The 18,496-nt window shown below is 41.2% G+C and carries 14 protein-coding genes and 1 tRNA gene; 10 read left to right on the forward strand and 5 right to left on the reverse strand.

Annotated elements, in window-relative coordinates; all coding sequences use genetic code 11:
* Window positions 1-63: 63 nt before the first annotated feature.
* The 3 genes from FTT88_RS06220 to FTT88_RS06230 form a co-directional block, all read right to left on the reverse strand.
* Window positions 64-990, reverse strand: a complete 927-nt coding sequence (locus FTT88_RS06220; RefSeq protein ID WP_078191262.1) for a branched-chain amino acid transaminase — start codon at window positions 988-990, stop codon at window positions 64-66.
* An 18-nt stretch (window positions 991-1,008) separates the two neighbouring features.
* A complete protein-coding gene (gene glnE / locus FTT88_RS06225; protein ID WP_180004592.1) occupies window positions 1,009-3,768 on the reverse strand; it encodes a bifunctional [glutamate--ammonia ligase]-adenylyl-L-tyrosine phosphorylase/[glutamate--ammonia-ligase] adenylyltransferase in 2,760 nt (919 codons plus the stop codon).
* Between the two features lie 92 nt (window positions 3,769-3,860).
* Window positions 3,861-5,147, reverse strand: a complete 1,287-nt coding sequence (locus tag FTT88_RS06230) for a sensor histidine kinase KdpD (protein WP_180004593.1) — start codon at window positions 5,145-5,147, stop codon at window positions 3,861-3,863.
* Window positions 5,148-6,269: 1,122 nt separating this feature from the next.
* Between FTT88_RS06230 and FTT88_RS06235 the strand changes: the two genes are divergently transcribed.
* Window positions 6,270-8,504, forward strand: a complete 2,235-nt coding sequence (locus FTT88_RS06235) for an NADP-dependent isocitrate dehydrogenase (RefSeq protein WP_180004594.1) — start codon at window positions 6,270-6,272, stop codon at window positions 8,502-8,504.
* Between the two features lie 192 nt (window positions 8,505-8,696).
* Window positions 8,697-8,996, forward strand: a complete 300-nt coding sequence (locus tag FTT88_RS06240; RefSeq protein ID WP_180004595.1) for an HNH endonuclease — start codon at window positions 8,697-8,699, stop codon at window positions 8,994-8,996.
* A gap of 257 nt (window positions 8,997-9,253) precedes the next feature.
* Here FTT88_RS06240 and FTT88_RS06245 read toward each other — a convergent pair.
* Window positions 9,254-9,340 (reverse strand) — tRNA-Leu (locus FTT88_RS06245).
* A 178-nt stretch (window positions 9,341-9,518) separates the two neighbouring features.
* Here FTT88_RS06245 and queA point away from each other — a divergent pair.
* From queA to secF, 8 genes are all read left to right on the forward strand, one after another.
* Window positions 9,519-10,559, forward strand: a complete 1,041-nt coding sequence (gene queA, locus FTT88_RS06250) for a tRNA preQ1(34) S-adenosylmethionine ribosyltransferase-isomerase QueA (RefSeq protein ID WP_078191326.1) — start codon at window positions 9,519-9,521, stop codon at window positions 10,557-10,559.
* A 21-nt stretch (window positions 10,560-10,580) separates the two neighbouring features.
* Window positions 10,581-11,609 (forward strand): hypothetical protein, encoded by a 1,029-nt coding sequence (locus tag FTT88_RS06255; RefSeq protein ID WP_180004596.1) that lies wholly within the window; start codon window positions 10,581-10,583, stop codon window positions 11,607-11,609.
* Window positions 11,610-11,663: 54 nt separating this feature from the next.
* A complete protein-coding gene (locus FTT88_RS06260; protein WP_078191268.1) occupies window positions 11,664-12,230 on the forward strand; it encodes a LemA family protein in 567 nt (188 codons plus the stop codon).
* Window positions 12,231-12,312: 82 nt separating this feature from the next.
* A complete protein-coding gene (locus FTT88_RS06265) occupies window positions 12,313-13,209 on the forward strand; it encodes a DUF4303 domain-containing protein (RefSeq protein ID WP_180004597.1) in 897 nt (298 codons plus the stop codon).
* 80 nt (window positions 13,210-13,289) lie between these two features.
* Window positions 13,290-14,420 (forward strand): tRNA guanosine(34) transglycosylase Tgt, encoded by a 1,131-nt coding sequence (tgt, locus tag FTT88_RS06270; RefSeq protein ID WP_078194179.1) that lies wholly within the window; start codon window positions 13,290-13,292, stop codon window positions 14,418-14,420.
* 106 nt (window positions 14,421-14,526) lie between these two features.
* Complete coding sequence (yajC, locus tag FTT88_RS06275) at window positions 14,527-14,856, forward strand: preprotein translocase subunit YajC (protein ID WP_078191271.1); 330 nt, start codon at window positions 14,527-14,529, stop codon at window positions 14,854-14,856.
* Between the two features lie 54 nt (window positions 14,857-14,910).
* A complete protein-coding gene (gene secD, locus FTT88_RS06280) occupies window positions 14,911-16,809 on the forward strand; it encodes a protein translocase subunit SecD (protein WP_180105890.1) in 1,899 nt (632 codons plus the stop codon).
* Between the two features lie 10 nt (window positions 16,810-16,819).
* Window positions 16,820-17,782: a protein translocase subunit SecF gene (secF, locus tag FTT88_RS06285; RefSeq protein WP_180004599.1), complete on the forward strand. Its 963-nt coding sequence runs from the start codon at window positions 16,820-16,822 to the stop codon at window positions 17,780-17,782.
* A 62-nt stretch (window positions 17,783-17,844) separates the two neighbouring features.
* Here the strand turns inward: secF and FTT88_RS06290 are convergent, their stop codons facing one another.
* Window positions 17,845-18,495 carry a hypothetical protein gene (locus FTT88_RS06290; protein ID WP_180004600.1) on the reverse strand — a complete coding sequence of 217 codons (651 nt, stop codon included), beginning with the start codon at window positions 18,493-18,495 and terminating at the stop codon, window positions 17,845-17,847.
* Window position 18,496 lies beyond the last annotated feature (1 nt).

Genomic DNA, 18,496 nt, shown 5'->3' on the forward strand with positions numbered 1-18,496 from the left:
AATATCTTCAAGCCAATAAAAAAGGCGAAACTTAGTTTCGCCTTTTCATCTTAACCGATCAGCTTATTTTACGTAAGTTAACCAGTGCGCATATTTAGGGTCTTTACCCTGAACCGCATTAAAGAATGCAGTTTGGATTTGCTCAGTGATTGGACCACGACAACCTTCACCAATTTGACGGTCATCATATTCACGGATTGGCGTCACTTCAGCAGCAGTACCTGTGAAGAATGCTTCATCAGCAATATAGAATTCGTCACGTGTAATACGACGTTCAACCACTTCAAAACCAAGGTCTTTCGCAATCGTAATAATGGTTTGACGGGTAATACCATCAAGTGCACCACCCGCGATGTCAGGAGTATGAATCACACCATCACGAACTAAGAATACATTTTCGCCTGAACCTTGACATACATAACCTTGTGGATCGAGTAACATTGCTTCGTCATAGCCAGCATGTGCCACTTCTTGGTGTGCAAGAATGGACAAAGTATAGTTACCAGATGCTTTTGCTTTACACATGGTCACGTTTGGATGATGGTGCGTAAATGAAGACGTTTTAACACGGATACCCTTCGCCATCGCTTCATCACCAAGGTAAGCACCCCAGCTCCATGCAGCAACAACGGCATGAATGGTATTGTCAGTTGCTGCAATACCTAATTTTTCTGAACCAATAAAAATAATTGGACGTAGGTAGCAAGAAGCCAATTTGTTTTCACGAACCACATCAATTTGAGCTTGTTCTAATGCTGCATGATCAAATGGGACTTTCATTTGATAAATTTTTGCAGAATTTAATAAACGCTTAGTGTGTTCTTTTAAACGGAAAATAGCCGTTCCATTCGGAGTTTCATAAGCACGGACGCCTTCAAACACACCCATGCTGTAATGCAATGTATGTGTTAATACGTGAGTTTTCGCCTCACGCCAGTCAACCAATTGTCCATCTTGCCAAATAAAACCATCACGATCAGCCAAGTTCATGGCACACACTCCAAATTTTTATACACAGTCATTTTTATCCAATGCAAACGTTGCAGTTGGATCAATTAATCTTTGCCATAGCTTGCAAACGACCACTCGGGTATCGTGCCAATCGTCAGCTGAAACTTGCATGGATTGATTCGCAAGTGCTAAACGGTGGCTCTCGGCTCGTTCACGGAGATAAGCTTGAATCAATGCTGTCGCATCGGCGCTGGATAAGCAATCCGTTCTTGCGGCATCCTCAAGGATTCGTACGTTGTCAGAGTAATGGGCGAGATCGGGATTCGACCCACTCCATGCTAATACTGCATACTGTGCCATAAATTCGATGTCAACGATACCACCTGCATCTTGTTTTAAATGAAAAATTCCATCTTTTTGCTGCTCTTTAGAAGAACCTAGATGGTCTTTCATTTTTTGGCGCATTTTGAGCACTTCTGCACGAACATTGTTCTCATCTCGTGGCTGAGTCAAAATATTGCAGCGCAAGTTTTCAATTTCAATCCGTAAACTGTGCTCACCTGCAATCGTTCTGGCACGTACTAAAGCTTGATGCTCCCAGACCCAAGCATTTTTATGTTGATATTGCTCAAAGGCTTTTAAGCTGGTCACCAATAACCCCGCTTCTCCCGAAGGTCGTAAACGTGTATCCACCTCATACACTCGACCATCTAGGGTTTGCGTAGTCATTAAGGACATAAATTTTTGTGCCACCCGCATAGCAAATTCAAAGCCACTAATTGGTTTCTGTCCATCCGTATCGGCTTGTTCGTCCATATAGTGAATAAACACCAAATCCAAGTCCGAACCATAACCCAGCTCGATGCCACCCACCTTGCCATAGCCAATCACCGCAAAAGCCATGTGATCAATCGAACAACGCTGCCCTTCTGCATCAATTGGATAGCCATGTTTTTTGGCAACAATTTGATATGCCAAATGCAAGGTTGCATTCACCGACACTTCAGCAATATCGGTCAATGCATCCGACACTTTCATCAACGGACTTTCTGCCAAAACATCACTAGCAGCTACTGCTAAGACATTGGATTTTTTAAATAATCGAAGAACACGCATTTGGTCTTCGACTTGATCAATTTCAATTCGAAGCAGTTGTTGACGTAGAGAGTCTTCTAAATCTTTACGCTTTGGCAGCTCAAAATCCATCGACAAAAACTCGTCCAACAGCACGGGATAATGCGTCAATTCTTCGCAGATCCACGGACTCACTGTTGCCATTTTCACTAATCGTTGTAATGCCCCTTTGCTCTCAATCAGCATCACCAAATAGACCGTACGGCGCAGCACCGACTCCACCAAAGGCATGAGACGTAGTAAGGCCACCTGAGGTTTATCTGACTGTAATATCGCCTCAATGAGATGGGGCCAAAAGGTTTTTAAACGCTGTACTGCTTTGGCAGGTAATTTTTTCAGCGCATGTCCATACCAAAATTCGTGAATTAAATTTTTGGCATCATCATCTAGAACATCGTTCAACTGGGCTTCTAAATGACTAAAACTTTCCAATAACGGATCGGGTTCTTTTTCTTTAATAAGATGTTCAAATTGGTAAATGACTTTGGCACGCTTCTGATTGAGTACATTCAAAAAGTCAACCCAAGATGCAAAACCTAAAGTATCTAAAATACGTTGGCGTGGTTCAGGCTCATGTGGCAACGATTGGGTTTGCTGATCATTGAGCGCTTGTATCGCATGTTCAATGCGACGTAAAAATAAATATGCATCTTCTAGATCAGCAACTGCGGTTTTTTCTAATAATCCAACTTCACCTAAATGATGCAGACTCACTAAACATTGACGGTCTTGCAACTCGAGTTTTGAACCGCCATAGATGAGCTGAAAGACTTGAACAATAAACTCAACTTCACGAATTCCGCCTGCACCGAGTTTAATATCATCTTCGATATTACGACGTAGCACTTCACGTTCGATCATGGCTTTCATGTCACGCATAGCTTCGAAAGCGGTGTAATCGACATATTTGCGGAAGACGAAAGGTCGGGTCATTTCCAGTAACTCTGCGCCTTCTTTACCGCCCGTGACGATACGTGCCTTAATCCAAGCATAGCGCTCCCATTCACGTCCATGCTGGCTTAAATATTTTTCTAATGCCGCATGACTGATTGCCAAGGCAGAACCATCGCCCCATGGGCGAAGGCGCATATCTACACGGAAGACAAAACCATCTGCGGTAATATGGTCAAGCAAGTAAATTAATTTCTGGCCCCATAAAATACAGAACTGCTGCACATCAATACATTTTCGACCGTTGGTTTCACCCTGTTCATCAAAGGCAAAAATAAGATCAATATCACTTGAAAGATTAAGTTCCTGCGCACCCAGTTTTCCCATGGCAACCACAATCAGGTCTTGAACTTTCCCCTTATAGCTTAGCGGTTCGCCATATTTCGCGATCAACGGCTTTAGTGCAAAATCTTTTGCCGCACAGATGGATGCATCGGCAAAGTCTGAAAGCTCTCGAGTTAAGGTGACGACATCGGTGAGTTGATTGGCATCTTGCCAAATCCAACGAAACATCAGACGTGCGCGCAGCACACGAATTGCACGCATCCAGCTATTTTCATCTTGGATATCGGCAAGGCTGCTTACGACAAAATGTTGAATTTGTGCTGTACTGAGCGAGGTTTGAAACTGATCAATTGCATAGTCTTGTTCTAAACTGGCCTGATGGATTCCGAGCACCTGTTCAGCATATTGACTGGCACGTAATGTTTTCTGCAATTGCTCCGTATTCATTTCACAAACCCTAGCGTGATTTTTTTCTAGTTATAACAGTTGATAACGCTTAGGGAAAAGTATTTTTAGGCTTTTATACCAATAGACGCGCTTTAAAGCTCGCTTAAGGTCGCATCTTTCTGTGCATTGCAGCTCTCGGTACTTAGGGTTTGATGCAGACTTGTCGCCTTTGGCAGCCAGACTTTAAATTGTGTGCCTTCACCTTCTTTCGAGTTCACCACAATTTCACCCTGATTCAAGTCCACAAAGCGCTTACACAGCACTAAACCCAACCCCGTACCACGCTCTCCTGCCGTACCTTTAATACTGACAGTGAGTTTTTGCTGAAATAAATCTTCAATCTGAGCTTGGGTCATACCCAATCCCGTATCTTGAATGGTGAATAAAATCCGTTCACCATCTTGTTCGGCAGAAATCGTCACCACACCTCGTCCATCGGTATGAGTAAATTTCAATGCATTTGACACCAAATTTTGCATCACTGATGTGATCATATTGATATCTGCATTGACTTTAATGCCTTCAGGCACGGCATTGATCAGTCGGATATTTTTCTTCACGGCCAAGCTATTTAAGACATCACTCACAATTTTTGCAGACTGATGCAAATCAAAATTAATCGGGTGATAAACAAAGCGACCACCTTCTGCCATAGCCCAGTTCAATAAGCTTTCTAAGAGGTTATACGTCGACTGTGTGGTGTCATATAAATAGTCTGCAATATTTTGCACACTTGAATCATCTAAGGTACTGCGCTCCTGCGCCAAAACTTCAGAAAAGCCCAGTAGACCATGAAAAGGCGCTCGTAAATCATGAGCAATAATTTGGAAAAATTTAGTTTTACTAAAATTGAGTGCCGACTGCTGTTCATAGGCTTCTTTTAATTCGGCATTTTCAACGCGGAGTTGAATGATATTGACTAGACTTTGTACAAATTCTTCGACAATCTTTAATTGTTTAGCTTCAAATGCAGTGACTTGATCATCAAACAAAATTACTTTACCAATTGAATCCTGATTATATTTTAAATCGAATGCCACTAAACGCCGATGCCCTAAACCCAGTTCCTGCATATAGTCACAGTAAGCTTGGTAATTTTCAGCATCGTGATCTATACGGGACTGTTCAGCAAAAAACTGATCGAGGCGATCATCATCGGCTTCGGCCAAAAAGGCTTTAAATGTGTGCTCTGAGGCATACCAGATATAAGGCTCATTTTTGAACGTTAGGACAGCGTTATCGACTTGCACAATACCACGCGCGAACTTTAAAAATTCTGCAATGCGGTTGTCGTCCGTATAAACCCCCATCAATAAAGACAAACGACAGGAAGTTAATAATTCGGTTTGTGTACCAATATCCAGTAAACGTAAAGCCATCCCGTTGCTCTCCTCAGGGTTTATCTTAAAGATAAAAACCAACTGTTATGTTCAAGATTAATAGCAAAAATAGCCCAAACACTCAATAACAAAACCCAACAAAAAGACAAACATTATTTACGAATACGCTATTTAATCGAACTTTCATCCAATTAGAAAATAAAAATATCTATAAAGAACATAACATTAAAGGTAAAACAAAAATTAAAACAATAAAATTAGAAACTTAAATTAATTTAAATTTTATTGACTGTTTATTTTAAATCGCACTTTTCGCGTTTTATTCAAACTAAAAACATGACCAAAAGAAATATTCATTTACATAAGACCTAAAAAACTGGGTTTAATTTTCTTTAAATACATCACAAAAAATAGTGAGTTTTATGACTATTCTATGACCAGATTACTCATCAGGATGCTCGTTTCAGTCAGCTACACTAAATGAATCTATTATTAATCCTTTCTATTAGACTAATTTATTAGTTTTTATCAGTTGTGTGTGTCATTTGAGCATTAAACCATACTTGCTCGCTTTTACTTTATTAAACTGAGCTAAAGATTCGTTTCATGCTTCTAATGCACATGAACTCATTCACCCAAATGACTGAAGCTGAAAAAGTGCCATGCCTTATTCATCAGATATATAAGTTATCGCATAAACATTCCGCGACCTTTCAAAGTCAAACGGGGCATCAAACTCACGTCGTTCTTTAATAAAGTCCCCAATCCTGACTAATTTTCGAACTTCCGCACCAAATCTACACCTAAAAGTTAAGGCATTCGGTTTGACCTATCAAACGCTTTGCTTTACAACTAAAACTTGAACGAGCCATAAAGAACAGATCAGCCCCAAAAAAATGATATAAATTTAATAGTTCAATAGCTTTAAGCTATGAATAACAAGCTTTCAATATTCCCCTTCTCGGTTTTGCGCTAAAATTGGGCGTCAAACTGCACTTCTTTTGTATCATTTTTCTACGAAATGACCACATCACAGGATCTTGCGTTGACTGAAAAGCAATGAACCCCGATACTTTCATAGTTTTATTTAAGCAAATCGGTTCATAGAGGCGAGCCACAAGCTCGGACCTCAAAGACACAATCTAAAGCAAGGGGCTATATATGGCTGGTGGAAAGTCAACTATCATCTACACACTGACCGACGAGGCGCCATTATTGGCGACTTACTCTCTGCTGCCGATCATTGAAACCTTTACTAAACCTGCTGGCGTTGAAATCGTTAAACGCGATATCTCAGTTGCAGCACGTGTACTCGCTGAATTTTCAGACTACCTAAGCGAAGAACAAAAGGTGCCAAATAACTTGGCAGAGCTTGGACAATTAACCCAAGATCCAAGCACAAACATTATCAAACTTCCGAACATCAGTGCTTCAGTTGGCCAATTAACTGCTTGCATTAAAGAATTACAGTCTAAAGGTTTTGCAATTCCGAACTATCCAGAAAACCCAGCGACTGAGGAAGAAAAAGAAATCAAGGCACGTTATAGCAAATGCCTAGGTTCTGCTGTAAATCCTGTACTTCGTGAAGGTAACTCTGACCGTCGTGCGCCTACTGCAGTAAAAAATTACGCGAAGAAACATCCGCACTCTATGAGCGAATGGAAACAGTGGTCACAAACTCACGTTTCTCACATGGACGAAGGTGACTTCTACCACGGCGAAAAGTCTATGACTTTAGACCGCGCTCGCAATGTAAAAATGGAATTGATCACTAAGTCTGGTGAAACTATTGTTCTTAAGCCTAAAGTTGCGCTTCAAGACGGCGAAATCATCGACTCAATGTTCATGAGCAAAAAAGCACTTTGCGACTTCTATGAAAAAGAATTAGATGATTGTAAAGAAGCAGGCATTTTGTTCTCTCTACACGTAAAAGCGACCATGATGAAGGTGTCTCACCCAATCGTTTTCGGTCACTGTGTGAAGATTTACTACAAAGATGCATTCGAAAAACACGGCAAATTGTTTGATGAGTTAGGTATTAACATCAACAACGGTATGTCTGGTCTTTACGAAAAAATTGAAACTCTTCCGACTTCTCTTCGTGAAGAAATCATTGCTGACTTACATGCTTGCCAAGAACACCGTCCTGCACTTGCAATGGTTGATTCTGCAAAAGGCATCACTAACTTCCACTCACCTAATGACGTAATTGTAGATGCATCTATGCCCGCAATGATCCGTGGTGGCGGTAAAATGTGGGGTGCTGACGGCAAACAGTACGACTGTAAAGCTGTAATGCCTGAATCTACTTTCGCGCGTATCTACCAAGAAATGATCAATTTCTGTAAATGGAATGGTAACTTTGACCCACGCACTATGGGTACTGTACCTAACGTTGGTTTGATGGCGCAAAAAGCTGAAGAATACGGCTCACACGACAAAACTTTCGAAATCGCTGAAGCGGGTGTTGCAAACATCACCGACCTAGAAACTGGTGAAGTGTTGATGTCACAAAACGTGGAAGAAGGCGATATCTGGCGTATGTGCCAAGTGAAAGACGCTCCGATCCGTGACTGGGTGAAACTTGCTGTGACTCGTGCACGCAACTCAGGCATGCCTGCGATCTTCTGGCTTGACCCGTACCGTCCACACGAAAACGAACTCATCAAGAAAGTTCAAACTTACTTGAAAGAGCACGACACTACTGGTTTAGACATTCAAATCATGTCTCAAGTACGTGCTATGCGTTATACACTTGAACGTGTTGCTCGTGGCCTAGATACAATTTCTGTAACTGGTAACATCCTACGTGACTACCTAACAGACTTGTTCCCGATTATGGAATTGGGTACTTCTGCGAAAATGCTTTCTATCGTGCCTCTAATGGCTGGTGGCGGCATGTACGAAACTGGTGCGGGTGGTTCTGCGCCTAAACACGTACAACAACTTGTAGAAGAAAACCACTTACGTTGGGATTCTTTAGGTGAGTTCTTGGCGCTTGCTGTTTCTCTAGAAGAAATGGGCATCAAAGAAGACAACGCGAAAGCTAAACTTCTTGCAAATACGCTTGATGCTGCGACTGGTAAATTGCTTGACAATGACAAGTCTCCATCACGTCGTACTGGCGAACTTGACAACCGTGGCAGCCACTTCTACCTTGCTAAATACTGGGCTGAAGAACTTGCTGCGCAAGACGAAGATGCAGATCTTAAAGCGAAATTCGCTCCTCTTGCTCAAGCTCTTGCTGACAACGAAGAAAAAATCGTTGCAGAACTTGCTGAAGTTCAAGGTAAAGCTGCGGACATCGGTGGTTACTACGCTGTAGATACAGCGAAAGTAAATGCTGTAATGCGTCCAAGCGCAACTTTGAATGCTGCTCTTGATGCTGCTCAATAAGTTGATGCAAAACTAACTTAAGTTAGTGATGTAAAAAAACCAGCGCTTCGGCGCTGGTTTTTTTATACCCTCATTTATATAGTGTTATGACAACTCTTTCATTTAATACTTTGCTCTAAATTTTATGAATGTGATTTATCAAAGGTTAGGATTTTTCATTCAACTACAGCCCTAAAATAAGGAAAACCTAAAATGGCAAATTCATGGGGAATACCAAAGCACATAGAAGATGTGGTCTCGGAGCGAGACCTGTGCTGTGTATATTGCGGCAAAAAGTTTGGCACTGAAAGAGCCAACAAGAAGTCTTGGGAACACATTATCAACGATATAAGAATTACAACCTTAACCAATATTGCATTGTGCTGTGTTGGCTGCAATGCATCTAAAGGCAATAAAGACTTAGCAACTTGGTTCCACTCTGAGAATGCTCGAAAAAGAGGTGTCAACACTGAGACAATTGCAGATGTCATCAAAGTAGCTTTAGATAGTTAATAAATCTTTTAAATACTACAAGCCCTATAAGACACCCGATCAATCACATTTGATTATTGTATTGATCTAATAATTTAAGCTTAGCATCTGATTCCACCATGAGTACCCAAACAAAATTCAGGTACTCATTTTACGAAGTGACCACCTGAAACGTGGCTAGTGAAATCATTGGAAATTTTCTAGGAATTTTATATAATTCATTACTTTTAGACATAAAAAACCCCAAGTCTTAATAAGCTTGGGGTTTTTTAGAATTTTGGTCCCGAGGGTCGGACTCGAACCGACACATCATCTCTGATAGTGGATTTTGAATCCACCGCGTCTACCAATTTCACCACCTCGGGAAGGTGTTGAAACGTATAATAAACTGTTTCAAAAACTTGTCAACGCATGATGTTCTCATTTGATTAAAAATAAACCGTATAAGAATTTTTAGATGGATAATCCATCAATTTCAGCGTTAAAACCCAAAAAAGCTTATACTAAGCCAAATTTCATTATCCCCTTTTCAGATTTCTTAACATGCAACTTTCTGACTTTAACTTCAATCTCCCCGACGAACTCATTGCCCGCTATCCGCTTGAAACACGTAGTGCATCACGCCTGCTCCATCTCGACCTCAATGGCGAATATCACGACCATCATTTCACTGACATTTTAGACTTACTCAATGAAGGTGACTTATTGGTACTGAACGATACCAAAGTGATGAAAGCCCGCTTGAAAGGCAAACGCGCTACAGGCGGTGCAGTTGAAGTCTTGGTTGAACGTATTCTTGATCCAAAAACCGCACATTGCCACATTAAAGCCAGCAATACGCCTAAAGAAGGTGCGGAATTATTTATTGGTCCAGACGAAGTTAAAGTGACCGTTCAAGGCCGTCATGAAAACTTATTTGTTGTGGAATTTTCACAGCCTATTTTACAAGTTTTAGATTTATACGGCGCATTACCGATTCCGCCTTACTTTAACCGTGAAGCAGAAGCGATTGATACCGAACGTTACCAAACTGTTTTTAACGATCCGACCAAATTGGCTTCAGTTGCAGCACCAACAGCAAGCTTACATTTTGATGAAGCGCTACTCAAAAAATTGGCGGACAAAGGTGTAAATAAAACCTTTGTTACCTTGCATGTGGGTGCAGGTACATTCTTACCCGTACGTACCAATGACATTGAAAATCACATCATGCACAGTGAGTGGTGTGACGTATCAGAAGAATCTATGGCTTTAATCCGTGAGACAAAAGCACGTGGCAATAAAGTCATTGCTGTCGGTACTACAGCGACTCGTGCGACTGAAAGTGCCGCTCAAGCCAATGGCGGCGAACTCAAGGGCTGGACAGGTGATACGCAAATCTTTATCTACCCTGGTTATGAGTTCAAAGTGGTCGATCGTTTAATTACCAACTTCCATTTACCTGAGTCTACCCTGCTCATGTTAGTGTCAGCGTTGTCTAATCGAGACAATATTTTGAATGCCTATCACCATGCCGTCGACAGCCAATATCGCTTCTTTAGTTATGGCGATGCGATGTTAATTGATAACATTAACCACAAATAATCGAACGCTGAAATCATCCCTATGCCGATAGATTCTGTAAAGCACTCCATCCATATTCGTCGAAAAAAGAATGCTGTGGTTTTTCAGAATATCGCTCGGCTCTGGGATATAGGCCGAAACGCCAAAACACACCAAGAGCTCCTCGATGGACTGCATCCATGGAATGCTCCCATTACACTCAAATTTGAAAATTTACTGCCGCTGGCTTTAGCCGCACTGGGTATCGGATTCATGCTGTTTATTGTAATTCAGCCCGATCATGGCTGGGCACAGCTCTGCTTTGCTGCGGGATTGGTCATGGTGTTCTGGGCCTATATCAGCTATGAAAAAGATGACCCGCTCGAAGATGTTATTGCGTTTTTGGAAACCGAATGCATCGCAAAAAAATACCAACTGGCTTTTAACCGACAGCCTCAATACATTTCAATGCCGCTGAATAATCTACAATTTATTGGCAATCTTAAACGTATGTTCCCCGTATTTAAGCAAGGCAGCCTTTCGAATGATATTCAGACCTTCGCGAGCACCGTTTGGGAAGATGAAAATCAGCAACAGCATCAAGTCATGGTCTTTCATTATCACTATGTGAATGAACTGAAAGTACGTGACAAAGACGGTGATGAAGTCACGGTTAAAGAAATTCATAAAGACCTGTGGGGCGCATTTGTTTTTGATATTGGCATCCATGGACTTGCCGTATCTGCAACAGGCAAAAACTTTGGCTATCCCTATAGTTTTCCTTGGCACAGCAGCGACATTCAAACCAATCAAAAATTAAAGTTTTATGGCGAGAACCAAATGGAAATCGCTAAATTGCTCAGCCCAGGCTTTGTCCTCCGACTAGCGGATTTTTTTCAAAACCGTGAAGGTGATCTGCTATTTCATCCGAGCCACCGCATAATGTGCTATCTTGGCTCTACAGATTTATTTAAAGTCAGTAGTAAAGCAAAACGAATTCAAGATGTTTCGGCATTGCGTGGACATCTCAGAACCTTTAAATTAAATGCTTTAGAAAATTTGAAAAACGATTTAACGCAGTTTTTAAAATAGATTTCATACAATAATGTTTTAACTTACGACCTTTTATCTTGAGGATAAAATTTTATGGGGCTTTTGATCTTTGTTTTAATCATCATTGCATTGGTGATTGGTGCAATCATGATTCGCAACAATATTGTTCGACATCACAATGCAACCATTCGTGCATGGTCAGATGTAGCTAGCTATGAACGTCAAAAAATCAAAATTTTAGATGGATTACAGCCTTTGGTTGAGCAATATTCCAATTTTGAACAAGGGACTTTGGCAAAAGTCACTGAACTCCGTCAAAACATTATGAATTTGAACGTAAACAGTACCGATGTCAGCCAATTACAGCGTATTGAAGCCTTAAATCAAGATCTAATGCGCAGCCTGAATGTTGTGGTTGAAAACTATCCAGAGCTCAAAGCCAATGATATTTATCTGAAAATGATGAATGAAATTGAAGAACAAAACGAAAATGTCGGTGCGGCGATTACTATTTTTAACCGCAACGTTGAGTTGTTCAACAACCACATTCAAGTGTTTCCTAACAATATTATTAATACGCTATTGCTGAGTAAAAAAGCGGTTCGCCCTTTCCGCGATCAAGCTGCCAGCCAAAATTTTGATTATCGTCCGAACTTTTAAGTTCGGGCTTTAATGCACAAAAGTAAAAAAAAATAATGATGAGGTGATCAAGCACCTCCAAAACTAGAAAGAAAAATAAAATATGCAAAATCAAATTAATGCACTGAAAAATGTGCTGATTCAGGAGTTTTTCAAACTCTATGAGCAGCACCAAGACGACCATATTTACGCATGTACATTGGCGTTCAATCCCTATTTATCCATAGACTATATCGCAGTCTCTACGCAGCGTAGTATTTTTGCCGAAGATGAATATTCTGCTCAATATCTTGCAGCGCATGATCGATGGAATGTGTCGAAATGGCGCTATCGTAGCCTACTGGCTTTAAGTCAAGACTTGGCGCAGTTCAAACTGACATCTGTAAATGAAGTGGGCCATTTAAACCTTGATCCATCTTCTATAAAAATTACGATAAAGTCTGAATCGGCTAACCATCTTTCAATCTTGCTCAATGCCATACAACAAACAAAATTCGACTTGGTTCAGTCCTACGGCATAGAACTGGACAATATTCTGTTTTTTATCACGGTCCCGACACAGCCCGAAATAGAAATTTATTCAGCTCAGGTTTTAAATCCTCCAAGTACACAACTTGACGATTTTCTCAAATCCAAACAACCCCTCAAGCTCGACAGTTTACCCAAGCGTATGAAGCTGTCTCAGTATGATAAAGACCTGCTGATTGATTTGGCTCAAATCGTTGAAATACAACCTTATAACTATTTACATGTAGCCAATGAAGTCTATCTTTTAAGCTTAGAAAAAAGCTATGCAACCACGAATCCTTATATTCAAAAGCTTATTGACAGTATCGTGGCCATGACATCGGACCCGAAAGGTACATTTGCGATGGAAAAAGAAGAAATTTTGCAGCGAATTAACCAGTTCTATTTTAATGCCAAGAGTTCAGATGAAGCCTTGTCACAAGAAGCGATCTATAAATTTACAGACTTAACACCCGACAAAGCTAGCGTTTAACCGCAGAATCAAGGAAAATAGAGCACTTTTAGCACTCTTACCATCAGCGAACTGTTTTTTCGCCTTGATCTGGACCTTGTATGAAGTTTGAAAAATTGGCGCAATCGGGCCGTGCTCGTCGCGGCCGTTTAACCCTTGAACATGGTGTTGTTGAAACACCTATGTTCATGCCTGTCGGTACTTACGGTACTGTAAAAGGCATGCTCCCACGTGACATTAAAGAAATTAAATCCCAAGTTATTTTGGGCAATACCTTCCATTTATATCTTCGCCCAGGCCTAGATGTCATTCGTGAACATGGTGGTTTACACCAATTCATGAAATGGAATAACCCGATTTTGACAGATTCAGGCGGTTTCCAAGTCTTCAGTCTTGGCGCTATGCGCAAAATTAAAGAAGAGGGCGTGACTTTCCGCTCTCCGATTGATGGCTCTAAAGTCTTTTTATCTCCTGAAATTTCGATGGATATTCAGCACACACTGAATTCAGACATCGTGATGATTTTTGATGAATGTACGCCTTATCCTGCGACACATGAAGAAGCGCAAAAATCACTGCAGCTTTCATTGCGTTGGGCGAAACGTTGTAAGACTCAACATCATGACGTGCTGAAAAACCGTAATGCACTATTTGGTATTATCCAAGGCGGCATGTATGAAGATTTACGTGATGAATCTTTAAATGGTCTGAAAGAAATTGATTTTGATGGTTATGCCATTGGTGGCTTGTCTGTTGGCGAACCTAAAGAAGAAATGATCAAAGTATTAGATTATCTTCCAGAGAAAATGCCTGCGGATAAACCACGTTACTTGATGGGTGTCGGTAAACCAGAAGATATCGTAGAAGCAGTTCGTCGCGGTGTCGATATGTTTGACTGTGTGATGCCAACACGAAACGCACGTAATGGTCATTATTTTGTGACTGATGGTTTAGTGCGTATTCGCAATGCCAAATATCGTCATGATCAAAGTCCGCTTGACCCACATTGCGACTGCTATACCTGTACAAATTTCACCAAATCTTATCTCTTCCATCTTGAGAAATGCGGCGAAATGCTCGGTTCGATGCTCGGTACTATTCATAACTTACGTTATTACCTACGTCTGACTGAAGCGATGCGTGATGCTCTCGATCATGGCACTTTTGATGAGTTTGTTGAAGACTTTTATCGTCGTCGCGGCATGGAAGTGCCACCTTGTCCTCAAGATTAATTCTTTCAGCATTTGCGCTGAAGAAAAAGACAAGGTAAATTGCTGAACAAGTCCAATTTATTTATCAAAGTATTGATAACCAGTTTTTTTAGTTTAGGAAAATGAAATGAGCCTTTTTATTTCTACTGCTCACGCGGCAGGTGAAGCTGCACAGCAACCAAGCATGATGGCAAACCTGTTGATGATTGCGGTATTTGTCGCAATCTTCTACTTCTTGATCTGGCGCCCTCAATCAAAACGTGCAAAAGAACATCGTGCACTAATTGAAAGCCTAGGTGTTGGTAGTGAAGTTGTTTTTGCGGGCGGTTTAATGGGTAAAATCACAAAAATCGAAGGTGATTTTGCAGTTGTTGAACTGAACCGTGGCGTAGAAGTAAAAGTACAACGCGCAAGTGTGATTTCAGTTCTGCCTGAAGGCACTCTAAATAACCTTTAATCAAAAAATAAGTCGTGCACCCGCACGGCTTTTTTCATTTTAAGAAGAAAACGAATGCGTTACCCAGCATGGAAATATCTACTGATTCTAGTGGTACTAGTCATCAGTACATTATATGCCCTGCCAAGTTTGTATCCTGATGAACCTGCTGTTCAAATTTCAGGTGCCAAAGCCGGTACCCAGATTGACCAAAGCATCGTACAAAAAGCAGAGCAGATTTTAAAATCTGAAAATATTGCCAGCCATGACAATAGCTTCACCAATAATGCCGCTTTATTACGTGTTGATTCGAGCGAACAACAATTAAAAGCGAAAGAAGCACTGCGTCGTGGGCTCGGTGAAAATTATGTCGTCGCATTAAACCTTGCGCCTACTACCCCAGAATGGCTACAAAAAATTGGTGCTAAACCAATGAAGCTGGGTCTGGATTTACGTGGTGGTGTACATTTCCTACTTGAAGTGGATATGGACAAAGCCATTTCACAACGTATGGAAACGTCCGCGGCTGACTTACGTCGCCAACTTCGTAACAATAAATTAAAATTCAATAGCTTATCTTTGAACAACAACACCATTACGATGCAATTTGCAAATAATGATGACCGTTCTACAGCTATGGATTTCCTTCGTCGTAACGGCAATGAATATACTCAACAAGCGGTTGCAACAACTGAAGGTTCGACTCTTCGTCTAAGCTACACAGATACACGTAAACAAGAAATTCAGTCTTATGCTGTTAACCAAAACTTAACGACTTTACGTAACCGTATTAACGAGTTAGGTGTAGCGGAAGCATTGGTGCAAACCCAAGGTAGCAACCGTATTGTGGTTGAATTACCGGGTGTACAAGATACTGCTGAAGCAAAACGTGTACTTGGTCGTACTGCAAACCTTGAGTTCCGCTTAGTTTCTGATTTAAATGATCAATACATCGATCCATACACAGGTCAAGCCAAAGGCTCATTACCGCCGGGTACCGAAGCTTTTGCTTATGAATCTTTGGACAGTGGTCGTCAATTATTGCTTAACCGTAACCGTATCTTAACGGGTGAACGTGTACAAAACGCGTCATCAGGCTTTAGCCAAGATACAGGTGGTGCTGAAGTAAACATTACTTTGGACACTGCGGGCGGTAAGTTGATGTCTGAAGCTACTCGTAATGCTGTAGGCAAACGAATGGCAGTTTTGTTCATCGAGAACAAACAAAAAATTAGTTATGTTGCAGATCCTGCAACAGGTACACAAACTGAAGTGCGTACACCTTATACCGAATCTGTAGTCATCAATGCGGCAACTATTCAAGCTGTGTTGGGTTCTCAGTTCCGTATTACTGGTCTGGATTCACCTCAAGAAGCGTCTGAACTTGCTTTGATGTTACGTGCAGGTGCATTGGCAGCGCCAATGTACTTCGTTGAAGAACGTGTAATTGGTCCGAGTCTCGGTCAAGAAAACATTGACAAAGGCGTATTATCAACTCAAATCGGTTTCTTATTGGTTGCGATTTGGATGGTAGTCTTCTTCCGTGTGTTCGGCTTGATTGCCAACTTTGCACTCGTGGTTAACCTTGCCATGATTTTAACCATCATGTCTTGGATTGGCGCGTCCCTCACCCTTCCGGGTATTGCAGGTATCGTAATTACCATTGGTATGGCGGTCGATGCCAACGTACTGATCTGTGAGCGGATACGAGAGGAAATTAAATGGGGTGCCTCGCCGAAACAGGCGATTGTTGCGGGTTATGATCGTGCGTATAACACCATCTTTGACTCCAACTTAACCACATTCTTGGTTGCTTTCATTCTGTTCGCAATTGGTACAGGCCCAATTAAAGGCTTCGCGGTTACCCTAATGATTGGTATTGTCTGCTCAATGTTCACAGCAATTACTGTGACACGTGCAATCGTACAAATCATTTATGGTAAAAAACGTAACCTGAAGAAGTTGAGCATTTAGGAGATCGAAGATGACTGAAAATACTCAACCGAAACAATACGGCCGTCCGGACAACGAGCGCATTATTCCATTTATGAAGATTGCCAAACCGGCAGCCTTTATATCGATTATTTTAACGCTCGCAAGTATCTTTTTTATTTGCACCAAAGGTCTAAACCTCGGTTTGGACTTTACTGGCGGTGTGGCGGCAGAGTTGAACTATAGTCAACCAGTAAAATCTACCGATGTGAGCTCAGCGCTGACAAAAGCTGGTTTTAAAGACCCTGTGGTACAAACCTTAGGATCTGACCGCGACCTGATGGTTCGTATGCCAGTTCAAAAAGACATTGAAGCTGAAGACCTAACCAAAGCCATTACGACTGCCGCTCAATTGCCAGGCAATAAAGCAGAAGTACATAAAGTTGATGTAGTTGGCGGTCAAGTCGGTAATGAACTCTACGTGCGTTCTGCTGGCGCTGTAGGTCTTGCCCTACTGCTCATGCTGGTTTATGTCACTATTCGCTTTGAATTCAAACTTGCGATGGGTGCTGTACTGTCTTTATTCCACGATATCGTGGTGACCATTGGTATCTTTGCCATGATGCAGTGGCCGTTTGACTTAACAGTTTTGGCTGCACTACTCGCGATTATCGGTTTCTCGCTCAACGATAACATCGTTGTATCTGACCGTATTCGTGAAAACTTCCGTAAGATTCGTGGTGCTGAGCCTCTCGAAGTTGTCAACAGTGCATTAACTGAAACACTTCGCCGTACCATTCACACCTCTATGACACTATTACTGGTTGTTGTAGCGATGATGGTACTGGGCGGTGATGGTCTGAAATGGTTCTCTGTTGCAATGTTTGTTGGTGTATTTGTGGGTACATATTCATCAATCTACATTGGTACAGCCTTCGCGCTATGGCGTGGTCTAAACCGTCAAGACTTCATTGTACAAGTGAAGCCTGAATTTGAAGAAGAAGAGATTCCTTAAGCTTTTCAACTTATAGTTCAGATCAAAACCCATCTTCGGATGGGTTTTTTTATGCGACTACCTTAAATAAATGAGCTAGGCAAAATCGCAATAATAGGATGTAACTTTTTAATATCGGATTGCAGGAATTCTACCTGTCGTTTTTGGTCTAGACTTGCAAATTGCCATGTATCATCTGTTTGCTGTATCACGTTTAAAATTAAATTTAAGCCATTTCGCAAATATACACAGGCTAGATCCGATCTCTCTACCCCTCGCCGTTCATCACAGACCACAAGCCAACCCTCTTGTAATACTGGGGCATAATACGATGCTGTGATGCGAATCAAATACAGGTCTTGAGTGTTTTTAAATAATGCTGAATATTGAGATACATTATTTGAAATCGGTTTTAACGAAAATACCTGTGTCTCAACCACCTGCATTTCAAAAAGGACTAAGTTTGATCGCTCCTCAGTGCAATTATCTTGTTCTATAAACTGAACTTCATGATCCAAACTTCCCTTTATGAGTTCCAATTGTGTCTCTAATTCACGTGCAAATTTCTCTCCAATCTGCCGATGACTATTTAATAATTGGGAAATTAAAGGAACCGCTAAGCCAAAATGTTCACATACGGCTTTACCATTTTTAAAAGGACCTGTTGCCACCCAATGGTCAATGGCTTGTGTTAGATTCTGTCGACGCTTTTCAAAAAGCTCTGAAGGCTGCATA

The organism is Acinetobacter sp. YH01024, assembly GCF_013420195.1.
GTDB classification, from domain to species: domain Bacteria; phylum Pseudomonadota; class Gammaproteobacteria; order Pseudomonadales; family Moraxellaceae; genus Acinetobacter; species Acinetobacter amyesii.

Bases quoted from the DNA above. Each gene is read 5' to 3' on its own strand.
- FTT88_RS06240 (WP_180004595.1), top strand. From the start codon at position 8,697: ATGGCAAATTCATGGGGAATACCAAAGCACATAGAAGATGTGGTCTCG.
- FTT88_RS06260 (WP_078191268.1), top strand. From the start codon at position 11,664: ATGGGGCTTTTGATCTTTGTTTTAATCATCATTGCATTGGTGATTGGT.
- glnE (WP_180004592.1), bottom strand. From the start codon at position 3,768: ATGAATACGGAGCAATTGCAGAAAACATTACGTGCCAGTCAATATGCT.
- yajC (WP_078191271.1), top strand. From the start codon at position 14,527: ATGAGCCTTTTTATTTCTACTGCTCACGCGGCAGGTGAAGCTGCACAG.
- FTT88_RS06235 (WP_180004594.1), top strand. From the start codon at position 6,270: ATGGCTGGTGGAAAGTCAACTATCATCTACACACTGACCGACGAGGCG.
- FTT88_RS06255 (WP_180004596.1), top strand. From the start codon at position 10,581: ATGCCGATAGATTCTGTAAAGCACTCCATCCATATTCGTCGAAAAAAG.
- tgt (WP_078194179.1), top strand. From the start codon at position 13,290: ATGAAGTTTGAAAAATTGGCGCAATCGGGCCGTGCTCGTCGCGGCCGT.
- FTT88_RS06220 (WP_078191262.1), bottom strand. From the start codon at position 990: ATGAACTTGGCTGATCGTGATGGTTTTATTTGGCAAGATGGACAATTG.
- secF (WP_180004599.1), top strand. From the start codon at position 16,820: ATGACTGAAAATACTCAACCGAAACAATACGGCCGTCCGGACAACGAG.
- FTT88_RS06265 (WP_180004597.1), top strand. From the start codon at position 12,313: ATGCAAAATCAAATTAATGCACTGAAAAATGTGCTGATTCAGGAGTTT.
- FTT88_RS06290 (WP_180004600.1), bottom strand. From the start codon at position 18,495: ATGCAGCCTTCAGAGCTTTTTGAAAAGCGTCGACAGAATCTAACACAA.
- FTT88_RS06230 (WP_180004593.1), bottom strand. From the start codon at position 5,147: ATGGCTTTACGTTTACTGGATATTGGTACACAAACCGAATTATTAACT.
- secD (WP_180105890.1), top strand. From the start codon at position 14,911: ATGCGTTACCCAGCATGGAAATATCTACTGATTCTAGTGGTACTAGTC.
- queA (WP_078191326.1), top strand. From the start codon at position 9,519: ATGCAACTTTCTGACTTTAACTTCAATCTCCCCGACGAACTCATTGCC.